We start from the raw sequence: 26,168 nt of genomic DNA, 5'->3' as shown, positions 1-26,168 counted from the left end.
TGTTGTATCAAGTATCGGGTTAAGTTTTATGCTATCGGAGCAACCTTTGGGTGGTGAATCACCAGACTATGATCGGTTAAATCGTAAACATCTCCGTCGCACATGACGTGTACAACCATATTTTTGATGGATACAGGTTGCCCCATTTCCACATCAGTTAAGTTGGTGTCGGCCATGTGTCTCCCGTCAACCAATATCACCATCCCGGAACCAATGGCTTCCATGGTGTGGCCCTCTGAAATAAACAAACCGGTATCTTCTCCAAGTCCGATACCCAGAATACCAGGGTTGCTGGCAGCTGCATACAGTAAACGGCCTATTCTTCCCCGTTGAACGAAATGCGTGTCTACAATTACATCATCAATAAAGCCAAGCCCACCTGTAATTTTGACCTCACCCTTCAAAAGGGCGTCTTTACTGCTGCCTTGATAGATCATATTTTTTGAACTTGCAGCAGCCCCGGCAGATGTACCGGCAATTACCACAGGTTCGTTTCTATATTTTTCCAATAAAAGCTGATGTATTTTGGTCCCTCCAAATATGGATGACAAACGCAGCTGATCGCCTCCTGTAAAGATAATGACTTCTGCAGCCTTGATCCTTTCATAGTTTTCTTCAGCGTTTGCTTCCTCGCGGTTGGTAATATTTAATACACCCAGGTTGTGTACATCGAGCTGTGCATAAGCTTTAATGTATTCTTCACCAACCTTTTCAGGCATGAGTGAGGCGGTAGTGATGATCTCAAACCGGGATTCTGTGTCGCGTACGGATTCTGTAGTAATTCGTTTTAAAATTCCACGCTCAAAAAAATTCATATTGTCAGTTAAGCCGAACTGCGTTTCTGCAAAGCTTCCTGTGTTGATTGCCCCACCAATAATAATGAGTTTACCTTTCGGAACCATTCTTTGTGTATTATAATTATATCGAAAAACCCAAATATATCAGCTTAAGATAAAAAACACGACTTTTTTTGTCAATAATATTCGCTTTATTAACAAAAGTTGAAATTTTCTGCCCTTTAAATTCGTTTGAATGATGCTGAAAACAAAACAAATAAGCCAGATTTTTGATTTAGCTATTTGGGCGTCTATTTTCAAAATAAATGTATAATTTACAGTCATTAATTTTATCCATCAAACTGATTAAAAAGGCCATCCTAAACTGCATTTAGAAAACGAACAAATTATTACATGAAGATATTAAACATACAAGTATTGAGAGGGCCAAATATCTGGTCAATTAGCAGGAAAAAGCTTATCCAAATGCGTCTGGATCTGGAGGATATGGAGCAAAGGCCAACCAATAGCATCGACGGATTTAGTGAAAGAATTGAAAAACTATTGCCCAGTATGTTTACCCACCGCTGTTCAAAAGGCGTTGAAGGTGGGTTCTTCACCCGTGTAAAAGAAGGCACATGGATGGGCCATGTGATTGAACATATTGCACTGGAAATACAAACACTTGCAGGGATGGATACAGGTTTTGGCCGTACACGCCAAACTAAAACTGAAGGCATTTACAATGTGGTATTCAGCTATCTGGAAGAAAAAGTAGGGGTTTACTCTGCTGAGGCTGCGGTTCGAATTGCGGAGGCATTGATCGATAACAGAGAGTATGATTTGGAGCACGATATCCACAGGATGAAAGAAATCCGTCTGTTGGAGGCATTAGGGCCAAGTACTGGTTCTATCGTAGAAGAGGCGGTGAGCAGAAGTATTCCATGGATCAGGTTAAACAAAAGCTCGCTCGTGCAATTGGGTTACGGGAAAAATCAGGTGCGCTTCAGGGCTACCATGACGGAAAAAACCAGTAGCATTGCTGTCGACATTGCCAGCAATAAAGAAGAAACGAAGCGCTTATTAACTGAGGCTGCAATTCCGGTTGCTTCCGGTGTTACCATTTCCAATCCTGATGAGCTGGAAGCTTCAGTGAAAAAAGTTGGTTTTCCACTTGTATTTAAACCTTTGGATGGAAATCACGGAAAAGGCGCTACAATAAATGTAAAAACGATGGAGGCAGCATTAGCTGCTTTCGAATATGCCAAAACCTTCTCACGCAGGGTTATTATTGAAAAATTTATTACAGGCTTCGACTTCCGCGTGCTGGTAATCGATCATAAAGTGGTTGCTGCAGCGCAGCGCGACCCGGCCCATGTTAGAGGAAATGGTATTCATACCATTCAGGAGCTTATCGATAAGGAAAATGAGGATCCACGCCGTGGTTATGGACATGAAAATGTGTTAACTGAAATCAGTGTGGACCGGGATACCCTGGATTTGCTGGCTAAAAAGGAATATACGCTGGAAACCATACCGGAGAAGGGTGAAATTGTATATCTAAAATCAACGGCTAATTTGAGTACGGGTGGTTCATCGATTGATGTAACAGATATTGTTCATCCACAAAACATATTTATATGCGAGCGGATTTCAAGGGTAATTGGCCTGGATATTTGTGGTATCGATATTATGGCGCAGAATTTAACACAACCGTTAACTGAAAATGGTGGTGTGGTGTTAGAGGTTAATGCGGCCCCTGGATTTAGAATGCACCTTGCTCCAAGTGAAGGTTTACCAAGAAACGTAGCTGCATCGGTAATCGATATGCTTTATCCGCAAGGGAAATTATCTCAGATTCCAATTATAGCTGTAACAGGTACCAATGGTAAAACCACTACTACACGCTTAATTGCGCACATCATTCGAAGCAACGGAAAACGTGTTGGGTATACCACGAGCGACGGTGTTTATGTACATAACACCATGCTGATGAAGGGTGACACCACCGGACCGGTAAGTGCCGAATTTATATTGAAAGATCCTACAGTGGAATTTGCTGTGCTGGAAACTGCCCGTGGGGGCATTTTAAGGGCTGGATTGGGATTTAATGCCTGTGATATTGGTGTGGTAACCAATATTCAGGAAGATCACCTCGGAATAGCGGATATCCATAACCTCGATGATTTAACTCGGGTTAAAGCGGTGGTAATTGGTGCCGTTCGCCGTAAAGGCTGGGCGGTATTAAACGCTGATAATGGTTATTGCGTTAAGATTGCCAGAGACGCACGCTGTAACGTGGCTTATTTCAGTATGGATGAAAACAATCCCGTAATTAAAGACCATTGTAAAAAAGGTGGAATTGCTGCCATTTATGAAAACGGTTACATTACCATTAAAACCGGCGACTGGAAACTTCGGGTAGATAAGGCCACTCACATTCCACTTACCTTTGGTGGTGCGGTGAACTTCATGATCCAGAATGTATTGGCGGCAACTTTATCGGCTTACTTATGGGGATACAAACCTGAAGACATCCGTTTGGCACTAGAAACTTTTATACCATCTGCAGCACATACCCCAGGACGGATGAATGTATTCAGATTTAAAGATTTCAAAGTTCTGGTAGATTTTGCACATAATCCTGATGGCTTTAACGGCGTAAAAGCTTTCCTACAAAGTGTTGAGGCCACTGAACATGTGGGTATTATTTCTGGTACAGGGGACAGGAGGGATGAGGATATTGTGGAAACTGCAAGAATTGCTGCTCAGATGTTTGATAAAATATATATCTGTCAGGAAAAATACCTTCGCGGAAGGGATCAGCAGGAACTGGTGGAGCTTTTGGTAAAGGGGATAAAAGAAATAGATCCTAATAAGGAGATTATTATTAATAACAGAAGTACTGAATGCCTTCAGGATGCAATCAGTAATGCTAAAAAAGGTTCGTATCTGACCATATTAAGTAATACAATAGACAACACCATTCAACGCGTTACTGAGCATCTGGACAAAGAGCTGGAGGCATAGGCACAGAATATAAAGCCGAAGGTTCGCTGATCATGATCAGCGAACCTTCGGCTTTTTTGTTTAAATGTTATTAATGGCTATTGATTATGCCTGTGAATCGCGTAATCTCTTAATCTCATCATGAGAGGTTCTTAGAGCAGCTTTCTGGTCAGAGATCAACGCTCTGATGTTTGCAGGAAGTTCTTCTTCTTCTAAAGCTGCTTTATAAGCATTTTGAGCAGCATCTTCTCCAAACTCGCAGTTGTTTAGAACTGTTTGACGATCATGGCCTGTAAACAAGGCTTTAACATCCATCCATCCTCTGTAAATTTTACCTGAAGTAGTTGTGCCGGTCTCGATATCTTCACCCGATGCTGCAACTTCCGTTGCAAGTGCCATTTTGTATTTCTGACTTTCTTCAATCATATTAAGAAACAACGATTTCAAATCAGCGTCGCTATCTGTTAATTCTTTACGTGCTTTTTCATAACCTGCAATACGGTCGTTATTTATTTGAACAAGGTCATTTAAAATTTCTGATGTTACTGTTGTAGTTTTCATATTTTTAGATTTGATGTATAAATTCAACACGATCAGATACAAAAGGTTTGTCATTTTATAAAAACGGTTTCAGGTTTAGTTGCATACAAGCTGAAAGACAACATGAATAACTTTCTGTTAAGTTTCAGTCGCAAATTTTTTACTTGTTGTTTGGAACAGAAACCCACATTAAATGCTTTTATTAGTATTCTCTGAACAATCTAATTGTCTCAAAATGATGATACTCCAAACTCCGCCTGATGGTGGCACAATATATACAGAAACCAATCTTAATCAATTATTCCCGGAACCGCTAAACACGGTTACAAGCTGTTTCTTTCTGGCTATTGCAGTGTACTGGACATTTAAAATCTGGGGAAAAGGCAGGCAGCATACGTTCTTAACCATTGCACTGGTATTGCTGTATATTGGAGGTATTGGTGGAACTACCTATCATGGATTACGCCGATGGCCTGTTTTCATTATGATGGACTGGATGCCGATTATGCTTTTATGTTTATCGGCAGGCGTGTATTTCCTGGCCAAAATTACCAGGTGGTATTTTGCCGCACTTATCGTAATTGTTTATGCAGTATTTCAGTTTTATGTGCGGAAACTTTTTTCAAATGGAGACTTTCAGATTTTCATTAACATCAATTACGCCTTTATGGCGGCGCTGGTTTTATTCCCGGTTTTTGGTTACCTGATTAAAACAGAGTGGCGGAACGGAAAGTGGGTAGGCTTTGCCCTGTTGTCTTTTATTTTTGCCCTTACCTTCCGCATTGCCGATAAATGGGAGATTCTAACTGTAGGTACTCATTTTTTATGGCATACCTTTGGTGCTATCGCCTCGTTTTGTATGCTGCATTATATTTATCTGGTAAACTACAAGAGAACAATCGGCGGGTAAGCTGCGGCTTTTGGAATAGAGCTGCTTAAAAATTTGAATGAGCTTTGCTGTAGTTTAATTTTTTCTGGTTTCCAATGGCATATTCAATGCCCCCTGAAAGGTGCTTTAAGAATTTATCTTCATCCCAGGTTTCCTTGGTATGCCCCATGGATGTATAAAAGGCCCTTCCGCCGTCAAAGTCGTGGTACCAGCTAAATGGGTGGTTTGATCCGTTCTTACCTCCGGTATACGAACGTTCATCGATATTAATAAGCACCTTAATGTCAGGGTTGATATCTTTAAAGTTGTATAACTCATCTTTGTGCATCCACACAGAGTCTGTGATAAATTTTGTAGAAGGATGATTGTAATCTTTGATAAGAAACCGGGCTTCCTGTACAGCAGGATGGCTAATGAAATAGGCGCCTGCTAGTTTGCCGTACCATGGCCAGTCGTACTCAGTATCTGTTGCGGCATGGATGCCAACATAACCGCCTCCAGCCTGAATGTAACGTTCAAAAGCAATCTGTTGCTTGTCATTCAGTACGTCGCCTGTAGTGCTGAGGAAAACCACAGCGGCATATTTCTTTAAATTTGCTTCGGTAAACGCATCAGCATTTTCTGTGGTATCGGCCACAAAGTTCTTGCTCAAACCCAGTTTTTGAATCGCAAGCTTTCCGGTTTCTATTGAATTGTGTCTGTATCCTTTTGTTTTCGAGAACACTAAAATTCTTGCTGATTTTTTAGTGTTAGTGAAACTTTGAAACAGGAAGATACTGCAAAGAAGCAAGCAAGCAGAAGCTGCGTTTTTCATAATTGGTTAGTTTATTAATTTAAAAGATAAATTTAAGAAAGTTGTTTGATAATTTCTCTACATCTTTTTTCAACCTGCAGGCATACCGGATCAAACAATGCATCGTCCCAGTATGGATCGGTTACTTCATCATTGTCGAGAAACAGTTTTACCTTTTTGCGCTCTTCCTCACTCTGAGCGAGATTTTGTACGTCCTTCAGGTTGTTTCTGTCCATTACCAGAATCAGATCATATCTGGCAAACATGGAGTGGTTGAATTGCTGCGCGCGTTGTGTGCTGATATCATAGCCAAAGGATTTCGCTGCTTTCACACTCCTGTAATCCGGCGCTTTACCAATATGCCAGTTTCCTGTACCTGCAGAAGCAATTTCCCAATTCAGGTTTTGCTCAGCCGTTAAATGCCGCATGATACCTTCTGCCAGTGGTGAGCGACAAATATTACCCAGGCAAACCATTAAAATTTTCAAAATCTGATCTTTATTTTTTAGTCTTTAATTATAATTAAAATGATTTCCCTAGGTGACTGCATAACGAATGAGCAACATGGGCTTTATGCTTACTTATAAATGGTGTTTAGCATTTGCGCAAGCCGAACTCCACCTTTTAACAACTGTTCATTAAGCGTACCAACCCAGTCAAAATTGTAGCGATAGCTTAGCTTAGCATCTGGTTTGGTGTAATCGTAAATTTTTGAACAAACCTGATACGAATCATAAATGCAATCTTTCAGGCTGGTATTTCTCCAGTTGTATAATTGAACAGCAGATGGATGATTGATTGCTTTAGTATATTCGGTGTAGCTCAGTTGCTGGTACTCGATCAACTGTTCATCCCATACCCGGTGTAGGTTGGACTTTTCATTAAACCATAGTACCGAGACCCTATTGCCCCCCAAATCTTCCTTATGTGCAACGTGCATAGGCTGACATAAATCGCCCATCATGTGGATCAACATACGCAGTGCCAGTTTTTTCTCGCTCGCTGTACTTCCTGGTTTCTTCAAAACAGCGGTCAGGTCAACAATCTTGTTGTATAGATTTGGGGCCTTTTCAGTCTCCAGAATATTGTATACACCTTGTTTATCCAGTCCGCCAGGGAGATTAACAAAATGCCAGTTGTAAAGATAGTTGTAGGTTGAGTCTGACTTGATAAAATCTCCCCAGTTTGCCGACATTGCGATGCTTTCTGAACCCAGGATTGCCTGGATTGCTTTCCGGGCTTTAGCTGTAAGGTAACTGTCGGCAATTTCTCCAACTACGCGGTGGCCAATCATACCCCATGCATTGGCCTGTAATGGAAGGTAAGCCATTAAACCAACGGCAGCAATTGTAAATAGTTTCTTTTTGATTGATTTGAATATCATATTATAATTCTTTTTGTACACAGGTAACTTTCTCCTTTAAGGATAATTTAATTTCTCTTTGGTCGCTCAGGCTTTCCAGTACCAGGGTATCAGCTGATTTTTTCCTGATGAGGAAATTTTTCTCATATCGGCCGATTCTGTAGCATCCTGAGATTTTTTGCTTGTAATAGGCATTGGTAAAGGTGGCTCCAACAAATAGGGTATCACCCCGAACGGCGTAAACCCCTTTGGCATATTCTTTCCAGACACCATTGTTGTAACATGAATCTTCATAAAAATTGGTTTTGCTGTGCGTGACAAAGTCAATGTAAACCGAATCGCAGGTGATCTTGAAGTGGTGCTGGGTATAATTACTTAACTTATTGCTAAACGCAACAGAATCTTCATTCCAGATGCCCTGCATAAATTCCTCTCCTTTACCCTGTATGTTGGGCCGGGAAGAACAGGCAAGCTGTAGAACAGAAAATGTGAAAAGTATAAGGGATAAATGCTTTAGCCGGAAACCTCCATTGAACGCTTTCGAGTTGGCAAACTTAATAATTGAAGGCATATATTATTTAAATTCGTTCGGTGGGAATGAATCAGGGAAGCTTCTGAAGCTATTTACGGTATTATAGATCAGTATCAAAAGACCTGCCGCAAAAGAGATTCCACCGAAGAATCCAATGACCCCTGCAATGCTGTAATAGCTGGTGGTTTCAGTCATTGAAAGGTTTCGTGATTGCATCAGGAATGGCATTAATATATTATAAAAAATGCTGATCAAAATTGAAATGGAAGAACCAATCAACATTAAAATGGAATCAATTTTAACTTGTTTGGAAATGTAATAACAGCAAGTGATGAAAATAATCAATGGGGATAAAAGCGAAACCAAGCTATACAATATCGTCATAAGTAAATCTCCTGTATTTTTTTAAAAAATTAAAACACGTTGCCAACTGCTATTTCCATGTTGAATTTTTCGGGCTGCAATCCGGATAGCGCCTTTGATAAAAGTTGCTGACCCTTACTTCATGAGTTAGTAATCAGCAACTTTGTTTAAAGCTTATTTTAAGCTTCCAACCATATCTTCCGGACGTACCCACTCATCGAATTGTTCGCTGGTTAGTAAACCCAATTCTACAGCTGCAGCCTTTAGTGTTTTATTTTCTTTATGTGCTTTCTTAGCAATTTTTGCTGCATTTTCGTAACCCACATGAGGATTTAGAGCAGTTACCAACATTAGAGAGTTTTGTAAGTGCTTTTCAATCTCTGGTAAGTTAGCTGTAATTCCTTCTGCACATTTTACAGTGAAAGAAACACATGCATCTCCAAGTAAACGAGCCGATTGTAAAACATTCGCTGCGATTAAAGGTTTGAAAACATTCAGTTCGAAGTGACCGGACATTCCACCAATTGAAACAGCTACATCATTACCCATCACCTGTGCGCAAACCATTGTTAAGGCTTCCGGTTGAGTAGGGTTAACTTTACCTGGCATGATCGATGATCCCGGCTCGTTATCAGGGATTACAATTTCTCCAATTCCACAACGCGGACCAGAACTCAACATTCTAACATCGTTAGCGACCTTCATCAAGGCAACTGCTGTGCGTTTTAAGGCGCCAGAAAGTTCTACCATGGCATCGTGAGCGGCTAATGCTTCAAATTTATTCGGAGCAGTTACAAATGGAAGCCCGGTTAATTCTGCTATTTTTTTCGCTACCAATACGTCGTAGCCTTTTGGCGTGTTTAAGCCTGTACCTACAGCAGTACCACCTAGTGCTAATTCGGCAACCATTACCAAAGCATTTTTAATGGCCCTGATGCTGTTGTCGATTTGCTGAACATAACCTGAAAACTCCTGACCTAATGTTAGGGGGGTAGCATCCATAAAGTGGGTACGGCCGGTTTTGGTAATTCCTGAGAACTCCTCTACTTTTTTAGCGAGTGCATTACGCAATTGCTCCAGTCCCGGAATGGTATTTTCAACTGTAAGTTTATAAGCTGCAATGTGCATTGCAGTTGGGTAAGTATCGTTTGATGACTGTGATTTGTTTACATCGTCATTTGGGTGAAGAACTTTCTTATCATCAGCCAGCGCCCCTCCGTTAATCACGTGAGCACGATTGGCGATTACTTCGTTTCCGTTCATGTTACTTTGAGTACCTGAACCGGTTTGCCAGATAACCAAAGGAAACTGATCATCTAAATCCCCTGCAATGATTTCATCACAGGCTTTAGCAATTAAATCAGCTTTTTCTGCAGAAAGTACGCCAAGTTCAGTGTTTGCCAAAGCCGCAGCTTTTTTCAGATAACCAAAAGCATGGATAATCTCTTTAGGCATGGAACCTTCCGGGCCAATTTTGAAGTTGTTGCGTGAGCGTTCGGTTTGTGCACCCCAGTATTTGTCGGCAGGCACCTGAACCTCGCCCATAGTATCGTGTTCTATTCTGAAACTCATGATAATTTTGATTTGTATTGTCGCAAATTTAAGTTTTTTGCCTATAAAGCAAGGTATTATATTCGTTATTTCCCAGGGGTGTTTTCATTGGAAGTTCTCTGCGTATGAGGTTCACCAGATTGTATATGAAATTCATCGAATCTGAAGGCAGCCGACAAACAATTTATTCACTTATCTGACTGAACATTGAAGAGGTGTTGACACGGTTTTGGTAGAGGGTTGTCAGGGATTTGTCCCTACTAACCCCCTGTCACCCCCCTGTTAATCCCGCACTAAGCCCCTGTTAATCTGCCAATCTGGCAAAATTGGCCTCTGCGGAAAATTGAGCTCCTTTAGGGTTTATTAACTCGCGTGAGAATCACTATATTTCATTAGACTTTGAAGCAGGTTAAATTGAATTTTTCAATTCAAGTTTCATTGAATCTCCGTATCAACCCTGAGGAAAAAGGGAAGCTTGGCCATATCGTTTTTATATTAGATGAGTTCAGATCTGTGGCACTTTTCTGGGTAGATCAGCGGGCTAAAAACTTATTTTAGTAACAATAAGTTTAAAGCTAGAATGTATCTCTCAGAAGTAAATTCTATCTCATAAGCATCAAAAACTAGTTTAAAGGTTTCATTTACTATTTTGGGGTTTTTAAGGCTAGCTATTAAGTGCAGCTTTATAAAAAATTCCAAACATGAAAAATATAACGCTACTGTATTTATTGATGTTAACAGCGCAGCTATTAAGTGCGCAGAATAAAAACAAGTACCTTGTTGACGAATATGGAAACCCGATGCATTATTCACTGCTATCGAGATGGTCCAATTGCAATGTATTTATGCTTGTTGATGGTGGCACGAAAAAGGTCGTTCCTTATTTAAATTTAGATAACGCTCCGTTTGGAAACCTATCGCTGTTAACGGGAGCAAAAAGGATTGAGCTTGAGACAAGAATCCATAAAGATAGTATTCAATTCTACAGGTACTCTATAATACAAAATGATACAGTGCTTTTGAAAGATCAATTGATTCCTGATAAGGTAAAATTTAGGTGGAATAGTGCGAGCGATTTTCCAGGTTCTTTGACCATGGACTTGGGGACTTACAATATCGCAAACAAAAAATTGGAGGTAAGAATGTATAAGTTACCTCAAAAAACCAAGGTTAGCTATGGCATTATTTATAACAAACCTATAAAGGGTGCCGAGATATTGTTTACATCTGTTTACACTTCGAGAAAAGGAGTTAACGGGTGGCAACCGAACCCATTCAAAGATGGCGATAAAATAAAGAATAATGATGATACCAAAGCGATTGGAATAACCATCAAAAATACGGATTTAAACAGTATTTACGGTGTTACGTTGCAAAATATCGATGGCCGTGGCATGAATTTACTTTCCCCAAATTGGTCGGGTTTTGATAAAGATGGAAACTCGATAATGATGATAGATTCAAAGTATTTCAAAAGCCCGGGAGGTTATGTGATAACTGTTTATACCAAATCAGATCATTTTTCAGATCTCAATAAGCAGGCGCAAAAAATAAAGTTCAATGTTTTAAAAAATAAGACAAGACTTTTCTCCGAAAAACAATTAATCATTTATGGTTTAATAATATGTGCCATTTGCGGTGCTGTTTTCGGGGCAACCCTCACCTACGTCAAAAAGAAAGAGGCTAAGAAACTTGCACAGCAGGCTAAACAAAAAGAACTTGCTCAGCTTCAATTAAACTCTGTGCGCTCACAGCTTAACCCCCACTTTTTATTTAATGCACTGGCCGGCATTCAAAACCTGATGAATAAAAATGAGATTGATCATGCTAACCGCTACCTCAGTAAATTTGCCAGATTGACCAGGAACGTTCTGGATAGCAAAGAGCTGATCAGCCTGGCAGAAGAAAAAACATTACTCGATGATTATCTCCAAATGGAACAATTGCGATTCGGTTTTGAATATTCCATTCAGGCATCATCCGAACTGGATACTGAAAATGTAGAAATACCGGCTATGTTATTGCAGCCTTTTGTTGAAAACGCAGTGAAACACGGGATTGCCGATAAAGGTAGAACAGGTCGGGTCGAAGTGGTATTTGAAAAACGTAATTCAGATTTGATTTTAAAAATAACCGATAATGGTGAAGGTTTTGAGACAGAGCAAACTTACAATGGTTTAGGCTTGATGCTGAGCAAAAACCGGATATCTTTACTAAATACCCTACACAAGGAAACACCTTTTGTATTGGATATAAAATCAGGCTTAAATGGTACTTTAGTATCCGTTACCTTAACGCAATGGCTATAAAATGAGAGCAATATTAGTAGATGATGAACAAGCTAATCTGGAAAACCTTAATACTTTGCTGGCGAAGCATTGCCCACATATCAGAGTAATTTCTACCCTTGCAAATATTGATGATGCGCTGATCCAGATTAATCTGCACCAACCCGATTTACTTTTTCTTGATATACAGATGGGGAAAAATACCGGTTTTGATTTGTTAAGCCGTTTAACCGAAAAAACATGTGAAGTGATTTTTGTTACCGCATTTGACCAGTACGGAATTCAGGCAGTTAAATTTGCTGCGCTTGATTATCTTTTGAAACCTGTTGATCCCGATGAACTGCAGCAAGCAGTAATTAAGGCTGAAAGGCGGATTAAAAGTAAAATAAACGGTGAACAGCTTAGTTTTCTTCTTAGTCAGATGAAGCGCACTGAGCCAGCTGTTCCAAAAATTGCATTGCCTCAGCAACAAGAAATCAGGTATGTTTCGGTTGATGATATTATGCGTTGTGAAGCAGATAATACCTACACTTTTTTCTATTTAGTGAGTGGGGAAAAAATCCTGATTTCGAAGCCATTAAAAGAATATTCAGATTTGCTGAAACCACAAGGCTTTTTACGCGCACATCAAAGCCATTTGGTTAATCCAAAATTTGTAAAAAGTTGGCTAAAGGAAGATGGCGGGGTACTGCTAATGAATAGCGGAGAAAAAATTCCTGTGTCTAAGCCCAACAGGGAAATGGTTAAAGCTGTATTGGCCGGATAAACTGTTGAATGCAGATTTAATAATAACTTAATCTTATCTGAAAAACAAGTTTTAATGTATACTGTATATTCATCAAAATGATGATTATGGAACAGATGAGTGTTCGCCCTGATCAGGAGATCAGCTTCGAGTTTAGCCGGTTTCGTTTGCCGCAGTATGTAAATGAATTCAGGCCATTGCTCTTTAAAAATGGCGCAAGTTATTATGCCGTCTTAGGTCCTGATTTGCAAAATGGGATTTGCGGTTCGGGCGATACCCCCGAAGATGCATTGGTAGATTGGAACGACAAGCTTAGAGATCGGCTCCGGAATCCCGATCTCAACGATCCGGTAATCAAATACGTGATGGAAACCATCAGTGCCTTGAAAAAGGAAATCTGATATGCCTTTTAGTTAAAAGTTTGCCTGAACTCCAACGGCGACATATTGGTTTTCTTTTTGAATAAGGTACTGAAAGACTGAGCGTGTTCGAAACCGAGTTTGTAGGCAATTTCACTGACAGAAAGATTGGTGGTAGAAAGCTGTTCTTTAGCTTTCTCTATTACTCTTATATGGATATGCTGTTGTGTATTTTGGCCCGTATGTATCCTTAACAAGTCGCTCAGGTAATTTGGTGTAAGGTTCATCTGTCCGGCCACATAATTGACCGTCAACAGCCCATTTGCTGCGGTAGTCTGCTCAGAAAAATAAGCCTCCATAATTTGTTCAAATCTGATTAACAACTGGTGATTATTGTTTTTTCTTGTGATGAACTGCCTTTCGTAAAAGCGTTTGGAGTAATTTAGCAGCAATTCAATTTGCGATAAGATAATTTCCTGCGTATGTCTGTCGATATGCGCACATTCGAGGTTAATTTTGTCGAGAATGGCTATCAAATTCTTTTCTTCGTCTTCCGAGAGGTGTAAGGCTTCATTCACCGCATACGAAAAAAAGCCATAGCTCCCAATATTGGCCGCCAGCGGATGTTTAAGCAGGAAATCGGGATGAAAAATCAGTAAATAACCCGATCCGCATTCGGTATTGCGTAAATCCAGCTGCTGAACCTGATTTGGTGCAGTAAAACTCAGCACACCCTTATCGTAATCGTAATGCTGCTGCCCATATCTGATTTTTCCTGTTGCCTCTCTTTCAATGCCACGCAGTAAAAGTGATTAACAAAGCCTTCCCAGATTTCATCTTCCAGAAATGTACATTGATCAAGGTTGATCACGCTCACCAAAGGATGTAAGGGTTCGGGCAACGACAATAACCTATGGAATTGTGAAATTGATTTAATGGCATTCATAGTTGCTAATTTAAAAATTCTAAAAGAAGTATTCCATCTGCAAACAGTTATCCGCAGATGGAAAGTGGTTTAATCGATTAGTCCCATGCTGAACTCATCGTAAGGTAGTCCTGTATCGGTTCCCAATGGGATAATGTTTTCGAGGCTGTTCATTTCTGCTTTACTTAAGGTTATAGCGGCAGCAGCCAGGTTTTGTTCCACATATTTTCGTCTTTTGGTACCTGGAATAGGCAGGATACCCTGATTAATGATCCATGCCAGGGCCAGTTGCGAAGGCGTAACACCTTTTTCGGCAGCCATTGTTTCAATGGCTCTGACCAGTTCGATATTCTTATGGAAATGCGCTTCCTGAAATCTTGGAATGGCCCTGCGGAAATCGTTCTCGGGCAGATCGTCAATGCTGCGGATTTGTCCGGTTAAAAAGCCCCTTCCCAGTGGGGAGTAAGCCACAAAACCGATTCCCAGTTCATTCAAGGTTTTCAGAACGCCGCGCTCTTCTACTGTACGTTCGAAAAGTGAGTATTCACTCTGAACAGCGGTAACCGGATGTATGGCATGTGCTCTTCTTATTGTTTCTGATGAAACCTCTGATAAACCAATATAACCAATCTTTCCTTCTTTAATCAGCTCGCTCATGGCGCCAACCGTTTCTTCGATAGGTGTATTTTTATCCAATCTGTGCATGTAGTACAGATCAATATAATCGGTATCTAAATTTTTTAGGGAACGTTCAACTGCTTTTTTTACGTAATCCTTTTTGCCATTAATGGCCCAGGTTACCTGATTCTGTGCATCTATTTCCCAACCAAATTTACTGGCTATGGTATATTGGTTTCGGTTTCCGGCAATTGCTTTTGCTATGAGCTGCTCATTTTTGAAAGGACCATACAGGTCGGCTGTATCCAGAAAATTCCCTCCGAGTTCCAGCGATCTGTGAATGGTCGCAATGGCCTCATGCTCATCTGCAGGGCCATACATGTGTCCGTCCTGAAATCCGGTCATCCCCATGCAGCCTAGTCCGATTTGAGCTACTTCCAGTCCATCGCTTCCTAATTTGACTTTTTTTATTTCCATGATGTAATGTTTTCTTCTCCTACAAAATTCGTCAACGTGAGGGCGGTTCTTGTATGCTAATCCCCGAATGTTGTTTGCAAAACAAGGTAAAGCCAATGCAGTCAAGTTTTACGGGGATGGCTTCAATAACATTAACATAACGGCATAACCCGGTTAAAAAAACAAAGCATCCTTTCCTTTCGGTCGGGATGCTTCTGAGTTGATGTTGTTACACAGCAACATGGATGTGAAATTAGGGTTTCATTATTAGCGCCATTGTCAATAGGTGTTTTCAACGGCAGCAATATTTTATTTAGCTATTTTAACTTGCTAAGCGCAATTTTAATCCTGGGTAGCATGTCTTTAATATCCTGTAAAGTGCAGGCACCTACCGACGCGCGAAACCATGGCATGCTATCTTCATTTCCGAATGCTGAGAACGGCACCAGGGCTGCTCCTGCTTCCTTAATTAAATAGAAATTGACATCAGCACTGTCTTTCAATAGCTGGCCATCTTCTGTCGTTTTTCCGATGTAATCTATTTTAATCGTCAGGTAAATTGCACCCATCGGTTCAACGGCCTCCACATGGAAACCTTCACTCTTCAATTCATTGAAGCCATCGTAAAGTGCATTTAAGCTATCCTGAATCTGAGCTTTAAAACTGGTCAGGAAAGTATCAACCTGTGTTTTGTCATTAAAATAATGCGACATTGCAACTTGTTCAGCCTTTGGAGCCCATGCGCCCATGTGGCCAACCAGTGCTTTCATTCTGTTGATGATGTCTTCAGGACCAAAACCCCAGCCTACGCGTACACCTGTTGCGGCTAAACATTTCGAACTACCATCTACAAAAACGGTAAACTCGCGCATTGCCGGACGCAATGATACGGGATTTACATGCGCTTTGCCGAAAGTTAAAAGCGAGTAAATCTGATCGTACATGAGGTATAAAGGTTTTTCATCTGCTCCGCGTGACGCATTTTCTTCCAAAACAGCATCACAGATTTCTGCTAATGAATCTGCATCGAACATGGTTCCTGTTGGATTTAACGGAGAGCATAAGGCCAATAATGTTGCGCCTTTCAAATGAGGCCTTAACTGCGTTGCAGTTGGCATGAAGTGATGCGCCGCATCGGTTTCTACAGCGATTGCTTTTGCAGAAGTTAAATGGCAATAGTGGTTATTGTTCCAGGATGGTGCAGGGAAAACAACTGTGTCTCCCGGATCAATTAAAGCTAAGTAAGTAGCATAAATTAACGGACGAGAACCGCCGGAAATCAAAATGCTATTGGTGTTATATTCCAGCCCAAATCTATCGTTCAGCAATTCAGAAACAGTTTCTCTTAAAGTTAAAACCCCATCTGCAGGAGGATAATTTGTTTGATTGGCGTTATACGCATCTACAATTCCGGCTTTTAGTTCCGTGGGAATCGGATAGATATTTGCATCGAAATCGCCGATAGTTAAGTTAGCGATTGATGCACCTTTGCGTTTCATCTCGTTAACTTCGTTACCGATTTTTATAATTTCTGAGCCAATTAATGAACTGGCCAATACTGAAACTTTCATATATAGTTATTGATTGCTGCTTCCAGCAAATTTATAATGCATTTATTATCTTTTGAAGCTCTTTTTTATCAATGCTACTTTCTTCTGATTTATCATAGAGCGTTAACATATTAATCACAATTCCATCAATGGAAGTAGAAACCAGGTAGGTTATGATTCTAAAACCACCACTTTTACCCTTTCCTTTACTTTTTATGGCTAGTCTGATTTTAAAAAGTCCGCTACCTAAATCATTTCCTTGTGCAGGATTTTCCAAGAGTTTCGATTCAAGCTCGTAAAGCTCTTCCACTAAAGAGTGGTACTTTTTTTTGTAGATTTTTGCTTTTTTGATGAAAATGGCAGAATAAACAATTTTGTTCTCCATTAGATATCTTTTAAGCTCAAAGGCTTACGCTCACCTTGCTGCATTTCTTTAATTTCCTTTAAAGCTTGTGCAATTTCTGAAGTAATTTGACTTGTCGGTTCTACTTTAACTTTAGCCCCAATCTTGCTAAGAAATTCTTTAACGAATCCAGCATCTTTGTCTTTAATTTCAATTGTTAAAGTTGTCATAATTACAAAATTAGCAAAATTTATTTAACCAAGTCTTCTATTGCTTTATTCACTTTTTCGAAACCAAACTGAGAGAGTACTTCTTTCATTCCTGCATAAATCTGTTCGTTGCAAAGGTTGCCAATGCTGCCTTCGTGTGTGTGGTATATTTGGCCTGATGGTGCAAAAGTACCACTTTCTATCTGCTCGCCTACGATTTTATAAGCTTCTCTGAAAGGAACGCCCTGCAAAGCTAAATCATTTACCACTTCTACGCTAAACAGGTAATCGTATTTTTTGTCCTTCAGGATATCATCTTTAATGGTAATATTCTGGAACATGAAAGTTGCGATTTCCAGGCACTCGTTTAATGAGGTGATTGCCGGAAAGAGATTTTCTTTTAACAACTGCAAATCACGGTGGTAACCGGATGGCAGGTTGGTAATCATCATTGCAATTTCATTTGGCAGGGCCTGAATTTTATTACAACGTGACCGGATTAATTCAAAAACATCGGGGTTCTTTTTATGCGGCATAATACTCGAACCAGTAGTTAGTTCGGGTGGAAAGCTGATAAAACCGAAATTTTGATTGATGAACAGGCAAACATCCATCGCCATTTTAGCTAAGGTTGCTGCAACTGCACTCATGGCCTGTGCTAATATTCTTTCTGTTTTTCCACGACCCATCTGTGCATAAACCACGTTATAGTTTAAGCTTTCGAAACCCAATAGCTGAGTGGTTAAGGTTCGGTTTAAAGGAAAAGATGAACCGTAACCGGCTGCGGAACCCAGCGGGTTTTTATTGGTAATTTTCCATGCCGCGAGCATGAGTTCAAGATCATCGGCCAGGCTTTCTGCATATGCGCCAAACCATAAACCAAAAGAGGAAGGCATAGCAATTTGTAAATGCGTATAACCTGGCATCAGTTTATCTTTGTGTGTATTGCTTAGTTCGATCAGGAGGTTAAACAAAGTAGATGTCTGGTTAACGATGTCCTCAATGCATGCACGGAAAAATAGCTTTAAATCAACGAGCACCTGGTCGTTACGGGAGCGGCCACTGTGAATCTTTTTACCAGCTTCGCCAATTCGTTGCGTAAGGAGCCATTCTACCTGAGAGTGGACATCTTCAACACTATCTTCAATAGTGAAGTTCCCGGCTTCAATTTCCGCATAAATATGTTTGAGTTCCTGCTGAACGGTTTTCAATTCATCGGCAGTGAGTAAATTGATTGTTTCTAACATTTGTGTATGCGCCAGCGATCCCAGAACATCAAATTTTGCCATTTGTAAATCCAGTTCACGATCTTTCCCAACGGTAAAGCTTTCCACGAACTTGTTTACATCAATATTTTTTTGCCAAATTTTCATTTTGAATTTTAATTTAACGCTTTAATCTTAAGATTTAGCTCTGGATAACTGGTCTCAACATATTTACATATCCTTCTACTCCTTCAGCTACTTCCCTAACATATAAAAACTCATCGGCCATATGCGAACGGCCGGAGAAGCCGGGGCCGCATTTTACCGAGGGGATATCCAGTAAAGCCTGATCTGATGTAGTTGGCGATCCATAAGTGGTTTTACCTAATGCCACACCCGCTTGTACCACAGGGTGGTATTTATCAATAGAAGAAGGTTTCAGGCGAATGGAACGTGGCGTAACATCACAATCTACGTTTGCACGGATGATTTCCAAAACCTCTTCGTTCGTATAAGCATCGGTAACCCGCACATCAACCGTAAAAGTACAGTTTGCCGGTACAACATTATGCTGCGAGCCGGCGTTGATGATCGTTACAGTCATTTTTAGCGGACCGAAAACCTCGGATACTTTTGGGAATTGATAGTTTCTAAACCACTCAATGTCTTTCAAAGCTTTGTAAATGGCATTTTCGCCTTCTTCTCTTGCGGCATGACCTGCTTTTCCATGAGATACACAATCTAAAACCAGCAAGCCACGTTCAGCAATTGCCAGATTCATTTCTGTTGGCTCACCTACAATTCCGAATTCAAGCGCTCCCAAATCCGGCAGTACCAGTTCTAAACCATTGTTGCCTGAGATTTCCTCTTCAGCAGTGGCAGCCAGACAGATGTTATATTTTAAATCTTCCTGTTCGTAATAATATAGAAATGTACCAATTAGGGAAACCAGACAGCCTCCTGCATCGTTACTGCCCAATCCGAATAGCTTATCGCCTTCAATTGCTGCATCATAAGGGTCGCGGGTATAGCCGGAGTTTGGCTTAACGGTATCGTGGTGTGAGTTTAATAAAACTGTTGGTTTACTGGCATCGAAGTGCTTATTGTAAGCCCAAACATTGTTCATTTTACGTTGAGTTTTAATTCCCCGCTCTTCAAGAAACTGTGCAATCAAATACGCCGTTCTATCTTCTTCCTTACTAAAAGACTGAATGCGGATTAACTGCCGCAATAAATCCAGGCTTTCCTTTTTTATATTTTCTAACAACATAGTATTGAGTAGTTAGTATCAAGTATCAAGACAGATCCATCTTAAACTTGCCACATTTATGTTTGCTTAAGCGTTAGCCTCCTGCTTTTAGCCCTCCTTAGTATACAAATTCCCTGCTTTTAAAGCGGATAACTTAATGCCTTTAATTAATGATGAACTAAAACCATTGTGTTCCATTTCGTTTAAGCCCGCAATGGTACAACCTTTCGGCGAAGTTACTTTATCTATTTCTGATTCCGGGTGTGTGCCATGTAATAAAAGTAAATCGGCGGCTCCCTTTGCCGTTTGAACAGCCATTTTGAGGGCTTCGTCTGCATGAAAGCCAATTTCAACGCCACCTTGCGATGCTGCTCTGATTGCCCTTAAAAAGAATGCAATACCACATGCGCAAAGCGCTGTTGCAGAGGTCATAAGATCTTCATTTATTTTAACCACAGAACCAACAGTTTCGAACATCCTGGTTACATCAGCTATGTTTTCAGCCGAAGCATTATCACTGGCCATGCACGTCATCGATTGTCCGATAGCGATTGCCGTATTCGGCATTACCCGGATCACTTCCACATCATCACCGAGTTTTTCGCGTACGGCCGCGCAGCTTACGCCAGAGATTACTGAAATAACCAAATGTTTAGCCGGATCTACAGAATCATTGATTTCATCTAAAACTGTATTCAACTGCTGCGGTAAAACGGCAAGGATAATAACATCTGCATTGGCAACTGCCTGTTTATTGTTGTTACTCACCAGGTATCCTGCCTCAGCAAAAGGTTTCAGATGGTCAATGTTTCTACGGGTAAGCACAATGTCTTTAGCGTTGGCAAAATCTGCTTTTACAAGACCTTTAGCTAAGGACAAACCAATATTTCCGCTCCCTATGATGGCTATTTTTTTCATCTGTATTTAAGTGTTATTTCTTTTCTATTTCAACATCTTCGTTCCGAATGTACCTTCAGCAAGTTCGGCTAATTCATCTGCTTTACCAATGTAAACTGCGGAAACACCCTTTTTTATCGCTTCGAAAGCATTATGTAATTTAGGAATCATGCCGCCCTGTACCGTTCCATCCGCTTTTAGCCCTTCAAACTCTTCAGCCTTAATTTCCGTAACCACCGTAGTATCGTCATTTACGTCCTTTAATACTCCCTTTTTTTCGAAACAATACACCAGGCGTGTTTCGTATAAACCTGACATTGCTACGGCTATAGAAGAAGCAATGGTATCGGCATTGGTATTGAGCAGCTGCGTTTCCCCGTCGTGTGTAATGGCGCATAAAACAGGAACCAAACCAGCCATTAACAGGCTGTCTAACGTTGATGTAGCAACTGAATGTTCATCCAGATCGCCCACATAACCATAATCAATATCTTTAACCGGACGTTTTTTTGCTTTTATCACATTGCCATCGGCACCGGTTAACCCTATGGCATTGCTGCCTTTGGCTTGTAACTGTGCGACAATGTTTTTGTTAATCAGACCGGCATAAACCATGGTAACGATCCTTAAGGTTTCAATATCGGTAATGCGGCGGCCATCCACCATTTTGGCTTCAACACCTAAACTATTTCCCAGTTCGGTAGCGATCTTGCCACCTCCGTGAACCAGAATTTTATCTCCTGGCAAAGCCGTGAAATCCAGTAAAAACTGATGCAGGTTTTCGGAATTGTCAATTACATTTCCGCCGATTTTTATGATGGTGAGTTGTTCCATAATTTTTGGATTTTCGTCATTGCAGGGCACGAAGCAATCTAATCAGAAAGATTGCTTCGTGCTTCGCAATGACGGTCTACTTATTACAATTCTTCCAGCATTGCTTTAATTACTGCTTGTGCAGCCCAAAGTCTGTTTCCAGCCTCATGAATCACCAGTGAATTCGGGCCGTCCAGAATTTCAGAAGATAATTCCAGATCACGACGAACAGGTAAGCAATGCATTACTTTGGCATCGTTGGTAAATTTTAGTTTTTCGTTGTTCATCATCCAGCCATCAGGATAGGTTAAAACCTTGCCGTATTCCTTGTAACTGCTCCAGTTTTTTACATACACATAATCTGCCCCAGCTAAAGCTTCTTCTATATTATATTGAATATCGGCGCCAGGGGTAAATTCTTCAGCCAGTTCGTAACCTTCAGGTTGCGCAATGGTAAAATCGATCATTCCTTCTTCCTGTGCTTTGCACATCCATTCTGCGAATGAATTGGGAACGGCCTGTGGTAAAGCTTTTACATGAGGTGCCCATGCCAAAACTACCTTTGGTTTACGACCGTCGGGTTGTTTAGTCCATGTTTCGTGAATGGTGATAATATCTGCAAAACTTTGTAAGGGGTGTCGTGTTGCGCTTTCTAAACTTACAACGGGAACGGCACAGTATTTTACAAATTTGTTGAAGAAATCTTCACTGTAGTCCTCTTGCCGATTGGTCAGTTTCGGAAAGGAGCGCAAGCCCAGGATGTCGCAATACTGGCCCATAACTGCTGCAGCTTCACGAATATGCTCTACAGTAGAGCCATTCATCACTACGCCGTCCTGCGTTTCCAATGCCCAGCCTTCTTTATCAAGGTTCATCACCATAACGTTCATACCCAGGTTTAGAGCGGCTTTCTGCGTACTTAAACGGGTACGCAAACTTGGGTTCATAAAAACCAGGCCTAAGGTTTTGTTTTTACCCAAACTTTGGTGCGCGTAAGGATTTGCCTTTAATTCAAGCGCATCTTTTACAAATTGTTTGATGCTTGGAACATCGTGTACGGAAGTGAATAACTTCATTTTTTTTTGAGGTTAAAGGTTGAGGGCTGAAAGGTTGAAGGCTTGCCACCTTCTCACCCTACAGCACTCAAAATTTATAAAATGCGATTGTTACCGCTTAATTAATATTTTAATGATAACCTTTGGCTTTGCCTCCAGGCTTTTGGCCTTCAGCCTTCCCGCCCTCAGCCTATTTCACCAGCTTCCCAAATGCTGCCAGAAATTCATCGGCATGTGCTTTAGTTAAATTCAAGGCTGGCAGTAAACGGATTACATTTGGTTTTGCCTCGCCTGTAAAAATGAAATGCTTAAATAACAGTTCTTTTTTTACGTGTGCCAATTCTTCAGGTAGTTCAATACCGATCATTAGTCCACGGCCACGAACTTCTTTTACCTGTTCGAATTTCTTCAATTCGCTGATCAGGTAATTGCCGGTCTCTTCAGCATTTTTCATTAAGTTATCTTTTTCAATCACTTCTAAAACTGCTAAAGCTGCCGCGCAAGCCAGGTGGTTACCACCGAAAGTAGTACCCAATTCGCCATGCCATGGTTTAAATTTAGGAGCAATTGAAATCCCCGCAATCGGAAATCCGTTGCCCATTCCTTTGGCCATGGTATAAACATCTGCCTCAACACCCGAATAGTCGTGCGAGTAGAACAAGCCCGTTCTGCCATAACCACATTGAACAGAGTCGGCAATGTAAACGGCGTTGTATTCATCGCAAAGTGAGCGGATTTTTTGAAGGAAGCTTTTCGAGGCTTCTTTAATACCGCCAACCCCTTGAATACCTTCTATAATTACGGCCGAGATTTCGTTCCCCTGCGATTTGAAAGTTTCTTCTAAAGCCACCTCATTATTAAAGGGCAGGAAGATTACATTTTCGGTCTGGTTAACCGGCGCTACAATCTTAGGGTTATCAGTTACTGCAACTGCCAGAGAGGTACGGCCATGAAAAGCACCTGTGAAGGCGATAACTTTTTTTCTTCCGTTATAGAATGAAGCCAGTTTTAGCGCATTTTCATTTGCTTCAGCTCCGGAGTTTACCAAAAACAACTGGTAATCTTTTTTCCCTGAAACCTGACCTAATTTTTCTGCCAGTTGAGTTTGCAGAGGAATCTTAACTGAGTTGGAGTAAAATCCAACTTTGTTTAGCTGGTCGGTTAAACGGGTAACGTAATGTGGATTGGTGTGGCCGATAGAAATAACGGCATGACCGCCATAGAGGTCTAAATATTTCTGCTCGTTAGCGTCCCATACATTGCTGCCCGATGCTTTTGTGATTTCTATATCGTTAAGGGGATAAACGTCGAATAAGTTCATTTTTTGAGGGTTTTATCATACTGAGGAACGAGGTGTTTGGTTCACTGGTTGCGCCGCTGATCCGTTCCTCAGCATGAAAGGGTTATTAAAAATTCGCGGCCTTTAAACGCAGGCCTGCTGTCTCTTCCAAGCCAAACATTAAGTTCATATTCTGAACTGCCTGGCCGCTGGCTCCTTTTAACAGGTTATCGATAATGCTGATGATAAATAGCTTGCCGCCATGTTTTTCAATGTGAACCAATGCCTTATTGGTATTCACAACTTGCTTCAAATCGATGTTTTTCCGACTTACATGGGTAAAAGGGTGTGCATTATAGTATTCTTCATAAATGCCTTGAGCTTCCTCCAATGTTAAATCACTTTCCAGATATATTGCAGCCAAAATACCACGGGTAAAAGCACCGCGTTGTGGGATAAAACTTAAAGCTTCAGATAGTGAAGGCTGCAACTGCAATAAACTCTCGCCAATTTCATTGAGGTGCTGATGTTCGAAAGCTTTATAAATGGAAAGGTTATTGTTTCTCCAGCTAAAGTGAGAAGTTGTTGCCAAACTCTGTCCTGCACCTGTTGACCCGGTAGTTGCATTGATGTGAACTTCAGCATTAATTAAGCCGTTTGCGGCAAGTGGCAGTAAACCCAATTGTATACAAGTGGCAAAACAGCCGGGGTTTGCAATGTTGTTTGCAACCTTGATTTTATCGCGGTTTAATTCTGGCAAGCCGTATACGAACTCACGATTTTCAAATTCTGCGTTGATGTTTAATCTGAAATCCTGAGATAAATCGATGATTTTAATATTGTCGTTAATTGGATTAGCAGCTAAAAATTTCTTTGCATCACCATGTCCAACGCAAAGAAAAAGTACATCGATATCCTGAGGAATGTCGCTTACAAACTTCAAATCTGTATCGCCGATTAGATCGGTATGTACATCAGAGATTAAATTTCCTGCGTTACTGGTACTGTTTACAAAAGCAATTTCAACATTTGGATGGTTGATCAGAATACGGAGCATTTCGCCGCCTGTATATCCTGCTCCACCAATTATTCCTGCCTTTATTTTATTACTCATCGTTCTAAAGATTATAGATGGATATAAAAGTGTAGTATTTCAGTTTTAAGCTTCTTCGCCGTTAACTTTATGCCAGATCATTACCTGGTTGCCGAAGATTTTTGAGAAACCTTTTACATCTTCACCACTCCAGGCATTATTCATTTCGCCGTAGCTGCCAAACTTGTTGCTCATTAAATCGTGGTTTGATTCGATCCCGATAATCTGAAAACGGTACGGCAACAACTCAACAAATACTTTACCGCTTACAACCTTTTGGGTATCGGCTAAGAAAGCTTCAATATTCCGCATAATAGGGTCGTGGAACTGACCTTCGTGCAACCAGTTGCCGTAAAAAGAAGATAACTGCTCTTTCCAGCTCAACTGCCATTTTGTTAATGTATGTTTCTCTAAAGTATGGTGTGCTTTAATAATTAAAACGGGAGCTGCTGCCTCAAAACCAACACGGCCTTTAATACCGATAATGGTATCGCCAACATGTATATCCCGGCCGATGCCAAATGGTTGAGCGATGGCTTGCAGTTTTTGAATTGCCCTTACTGGCTCCAAAGTTTCACCATCAATGGCAACCAATTCACCTTTTTCGAAAGTTAATTCCAATTTACGGGATTCCGTTTCGGTAACCTGAGTAGGCCATGCGCTTTCAGGAAGGGTTTCGTTAGAGGTTAACGTTTCTTTACCCCCAACTGAAGTTCCCCATAAGCCTTTGTTGATGGAATAAGTCGCCTTTGCGGCGCTATATTCAACACCATGCTCGGCTAAGTATTCTATTTCCGCTTCGCGGGATAATTTTAAATCTCTGATTGGTGTGATGATTTCAACATTTGGAATCAGGATGTTGAAGATCATATCGAAACGCACCTGATCGTTTCCAGCACCCGTACTGCCGTGGGCAACGTAATCAGCGCCAATTTTTTTAACGTAGTTGGCGATAGCGGTAGCCTGACTAACACGTTCTGCACTAACAGAAAGCGGATAAGTTGCATTTTTCAATACATTTCCGAAGATTAAGTATTTAATGCATTCATTATAATAACTTTCAGTTTCATCTACTACAGCATGAGATTTTACCCCTAAAGCGTAAGCTCTTTTCTCAATTTCCTGTAATTCCTCATCAGAAAAACCACCTGTATTTACAATTACCGAGTGAACTTCAAGGCCTCGGTCTTGAGCAAGATAAATACAACAAAATGAGGTATCTAAACCTCCGCTAAAAGCTAAAACTACTTTGTTCATATGGGTATAAT

27 protein-coding genes are annotated in these 26,168 nt (G+C 40.7%); 5 read left to right on the top strand and 22 right to left on the bottom strand.

Annotated elements, in window-relative coordinates; all coding sequences use genetic code 11:
- Window positions 1-26 precede the first annotated feature (26 nt).
- The gene (locus tag AC570I_RS07445) at window positions 27-902 is read right to left on the bottom strand and encodes a cyanophycinase (protein WP_497404968.1); all 876 of its coding nucleotides are present in this window, start codon (window positions 900-902) and stop codon (window positions 27-29) included.
- Window positions 903-1,190: 288 nt separating this feature from the next.
- Here AC570I_RS07445 and cphA point away from each other — a divergent pair, with 288 nt between their 5' ends.
- Complete coding sequence (gene cphA / locus AC570I_RS07440; RefSeq protein WP_497404967.1) at window positions 1,191-3,806, top strand: cyanophycin synthetase; 2,616 nt, start codon at window positions 1,191-1,193, stop codon at window positions 3,804-3,806.
- Between the two features lie 84 nt (window positions 3,807-3,890).
- On the opposite strand, the gene AC570I_RS07435 is transcribed toward cphA, so the two are convergent.
- Complete coding sequence (locus AC570I_RS07435; RefSeq protein ID WP_047800376.1) at window positions 3,891-4,346, bottom strand: PA2169 family four-helix-bundle protein; 456 nt, start codon at window positions 4,344-4,346, stop codon at window positions 3,891-3,893.
- Between the two features lie 214 nt (window positions 4,347-4,560).
- Here AC570I_RS07435 and AC570I_RS07430 point away from each other — a divergent pair, with 214 nt between their 5' ends.
- Window positions 4,561-5,235 carry a hypothetical protein gene (locus tag AC570I_RS07430; protein ID WP_497404966.1) on the top strand — a complete coding sequence of 225 codons (675 nt, stop codon included), beginning with the start codon at window positions 4,561-4,563 and terminating at the stop codon, window positions 5,233-5,235.
- Between the two features lie 25 nt (window positions 5,236-5,260).
- Here the strand turns inward: AC570I_RS07430 and AC570I_RS07425 are convergent, their stop codons facing one another.
- From AC570I_RS07425 to fumC, 6 genes are all read right to left on the bottom strand, one after another.
- A complete protein-coding gene (locus AC570I_RS07425; RefSeq protein ID WP_497404965.1) occupies window positions 5,261-6,028 on the bottom strand; it encodes a ThuA domain-containing protein in 768 nt (255 codons plus the stop codon).
- A gap of 32 nt (window positions 6,029-6,060) precedes the next feature.
- Window positions 6,061-6,495, bottom strand: a complete 435-nt coding sequence (locus tag AC570I_RS07420) for a low molecular weight protein-tyrosine-phosphatase (protein WP_047799933.1) — start codon at window positions 6,493-6,495, stop codon at window positions 6,061-6,063.
- A gap of 89 nt (window positions 6,496-6,584) precedes the next feature.
- Complete coding sequence (locus AC570I_RS07415; protein WP_047799934.1) at window positions 6,585-7,391, bottom strand: S1/P1 nuclease; 807 nt, start codon at window positions 7,389-7,391, stop codon at window positions 6,585-6,587.
- A gap of 1 nt (window position 7,392) precedes the next feature.
- Window positions 7,393-7,941, bottom strand: a complete 549-nt coding sequence (locus AC570I_RS07410; protein WP_497404964.1) for a fumarate hydratase — start codon at window positions 7,939-7,941, stop codon at window positions 7,393-7,395.
- A gap of 3 nt (window positions 7,942-7,944) precedes the next feature.
- The gene (locus tag AC570I_RS07405; RefSeq protein WP_497404963.1) at window positions 7,945-8,118 is read right to left on the bottom strand and encodes a hypothetical protein; all 174 of its coding nucleotides are present in this window, start codon (window positions 8,116-8,118) and stop codon (window positions 7,945-7,947) included.
- A gap of 321 nt (window positions 8,119-8,439) precedes the next feature.
- A complete protein-coding gene (fumC, locus tag AC570I_RS07400; protein WP_497404962.1) occupies window positions 8,440-9,837 on the bottom strand; it encodes a class II fumarate hydratase in 1,398 nt (465 codons plus the stop codon).
- A 680-nt stretch (window positions 9,838-10,517) separates the two neighbouring features.
- Here fumC and AC570I_RS07395 point away from each other — a divergent pair.
- From AC570I_RS07395 to AC570I_RS07385, 3 genes are all read left to right on the top strand, one after another.
- Window positions 10,518-12,125: a sensor histidine kinase gene (locus AC570I_RS07395; protein ID WP_497404961.1), complete on the top strand. Its 1,608-nt coding sequence runs from the start codon at window positions 10,518-10,520 to the stop codon at window positions 12,123-12,125.
- Between the two features lies 1 nt (window position 12,126).
- The gene (locus AC570I_RS07390) at window positions 12,127-12,870 is read left to right on the top strand and encodes a LytR/AlgR family response regulator transcription factor (protein WP_497404960.1); all 744 of its coding nucleotides are present in this window, start codon (window positions 12,127-12,129) and stop codon (window positions 12,868-12,870) included.
- Window positions 12,871-12,956: 86 nt separating this feature from the next.
- Window positions 12,957-13,250: a hypothetical protein gene (locus tag AC570I_RS07385; RefSeq protein ID WP_497404959.1), complete on the top strand. Its 294-nt coding sequence runs from the start codon at window positions 12,957-12,959 to the stop codon at window positions 13,248-13,250.
- A gap of 8 nt (window positions 13,251-13,258) precedes the next feature.
- Here AC570I_RS07385 and AC570I_RS07380 read toward each other — a convergent pair whose 3' ends face one another.
- The 14 genes from AC570I_RS07380 to argG form a co-directional block, all read right to left on the bottom strand.
- Entirely contained in the window at window positions 13,259-13,939 is a 681-nt protein-coding gene (locus AC570I_RS07380) for a helix-turn-helix domain-containing protein (RefSeq protein ID WP_497404958.1), read from the bottom strand.
- Window positions 13,933-14,154 carry a hypothetical protein gene (locus AC570I_RS07375; protein WP_497404957.1) on the bottom strand — a complete coding sequence of 74 codons (222 nt, stop codon included), beginning with the start codon at window positions 14,152-14,154 and terminating at the stop codon, window positions 13,933-13,935. The genes AC570I_RS07380 and AC570I_RS07375 overlap by 7 nt, the downstream gene beginning before the upstream one ends.
- Window positions 14,155-14,223: 69 nt before the next feature.
- Window positions 14,224-15,228 (bottom strand): aldo/keto reductase, encoded by a 1,005-nt coding sequence (locus tag AC570I_RS07370; RefSeq protein WP_497404956.1) that lies wholly within the window; start codon window positions 15,226-15,228, stop codon window positions 14,224-14,226.
- A 296-nt stretch (window positions 15,229-15,524) separates the two neighbouring features.
- Window positions 15,525-16,778: a pyridoxal phosphate-dependent aminotransferase gene (locus AC570I_RS07365; protein WP_047799941.1), complete on the bottom strand. Its 1,254-nt coding sequence runs from the start codon at window positions 16,776-16,778 to the stop codon at window positions 15,525-15,527.
- Between the two features lie 31 nt (window positions 16,779-16,809).
- Window positions 16,810-17,142, bottom strand: a complete 333-nt coding sequence (locus AC570I_RS07360) for a type II toxin-antitoxin system RelE/ParE family toxin (protein ID WP_047799942.1) — start codon at window positions 17,140-17,142, stop codon at window positions 16,810-16,812.
- Entirely contained in the window at window positions 17,142-17,330 is a 189-nt protein-coding gene (locus AC570I_RS07355; protein ID WP_047799943.1) for a hypothetical protein, read from the bottom strand. The genes AC570I_RS07360 and AC570I_RS07355 overlap by 1 nt, the downstream gene beginning before the upstream one ends.
- 20 nt (window positions 17,331-17,350) lie before the next feature.
- Window positions 17,351-18,682: an argininosuccinate lyase gene (gene argH / locus AC570I_RS07350; protein WP_497404955.1), complete on the bottom strand. Its 1,332-nt coding sequence runs from the start codon at window positions 18,680-18,682 to the stop codon at window positions 17,351-17,353.
- A gap of 34 nt (window positions 18,683-18,716) precedes the next feature.
- On the bottom strand, window positions 18,717-19,784 hold the full coding sequence (locus tag AC570I_RS07345; RefSeq protein ID WP_497404954.1) for a M20 family metallo-hydrolase: 1,068 nt from the start codon (window positions 19,782-19,784) through the stop codon (window positions 18,717-18,719).
- Between the two features lie 87 nt (window positions 19,785-19,871).
- On the bottom strand, window positions 19,872-20,681 hold the full coding sequence (gene proC, locus AC570I_RS07340; RefSeq protein ID WP_497404953.1) for a pyrroline-5-carboxylate reductase: 810 nt from the start codon (window positions 20,679-20,681) through the stop codon (window positions 19,872-19,874).
- 24 nt (window positions 20,682-20,705) lie between these two features.
- Window positions 20,706-21,494 (bottom strand): acetylglutamate kinase, encoded by a 789-nt coding sequence (gene argB, locus AC570I_RS07335; RefSeq protein WP_497404952.1) that lies wholly within the window; start codon window positions 21,492-21,494, stop codon window positions 20,706-20,708.
- 83 nt (window positions 21,495-21,577) lie between these two features.
- Complete coding sequence (locus AC570I_RS07330; RefSeq protein WP_497404951.1) at window positions 21,578-22,549, bottom strand: Rossmann-fold NAD(P)-binding domain-containing protein; 972 nt, start codon at window positions 22,547-22,549, stop codon at window positions 21,578-21,580.
- A 169-nt stretch (window positions 22,550-22,718) separates the two neighbouring features.
- Window positions 22,719-23,849: an aspartate aminotransferase family protein gene (locus AC570I_RS07325; RefSeq protein WP_047799947.1), complete on the bottom strand. Its 1,131-nt coding sequence runs from the start codon at window positions 23,847-23,849 to the stop codon at window positions 22,719-22,721.
- Between the two features lie 85 nt (window positions 23,850-23,934).
- Window positions 23,935-24,921: an N-acetyl-gamma-glutamyl-phosphate reductase gene (gene argC, locus AC570I_RS07320; RefSeq protein WP_047799948.1), complete on the bottom strand. Its 987-nt coding sequence runs from the start codon at window positions 24,919-24,921 to the stop codon at window positions 23,935-23,937.
- A gap of 45 nt (window positions 24,922-24,966) precedes the next feature.
- Window positions 24,967-26,157: an argininosuccinate synthase gene (gene argG, locus AC570I_RS07315; RefSeq protein ID WP_497404950.1), complete on the bottom strand. Its 1,191-nt coding sequence runs from the start codon at window positions 26,155-26,157 to the stop codon at window positions 24,967-24,969.
- Window positions 26,158-26,168 lie beyond the last annotated feature (11 nt).

The organism is Pedobacter sp. A2324 (genome assembly GCF_059693705.1).
Note: the sequence above shows the minus strand (reverse complement) of the source record. Positions and strands in the feature narration are given on the sequence as shown.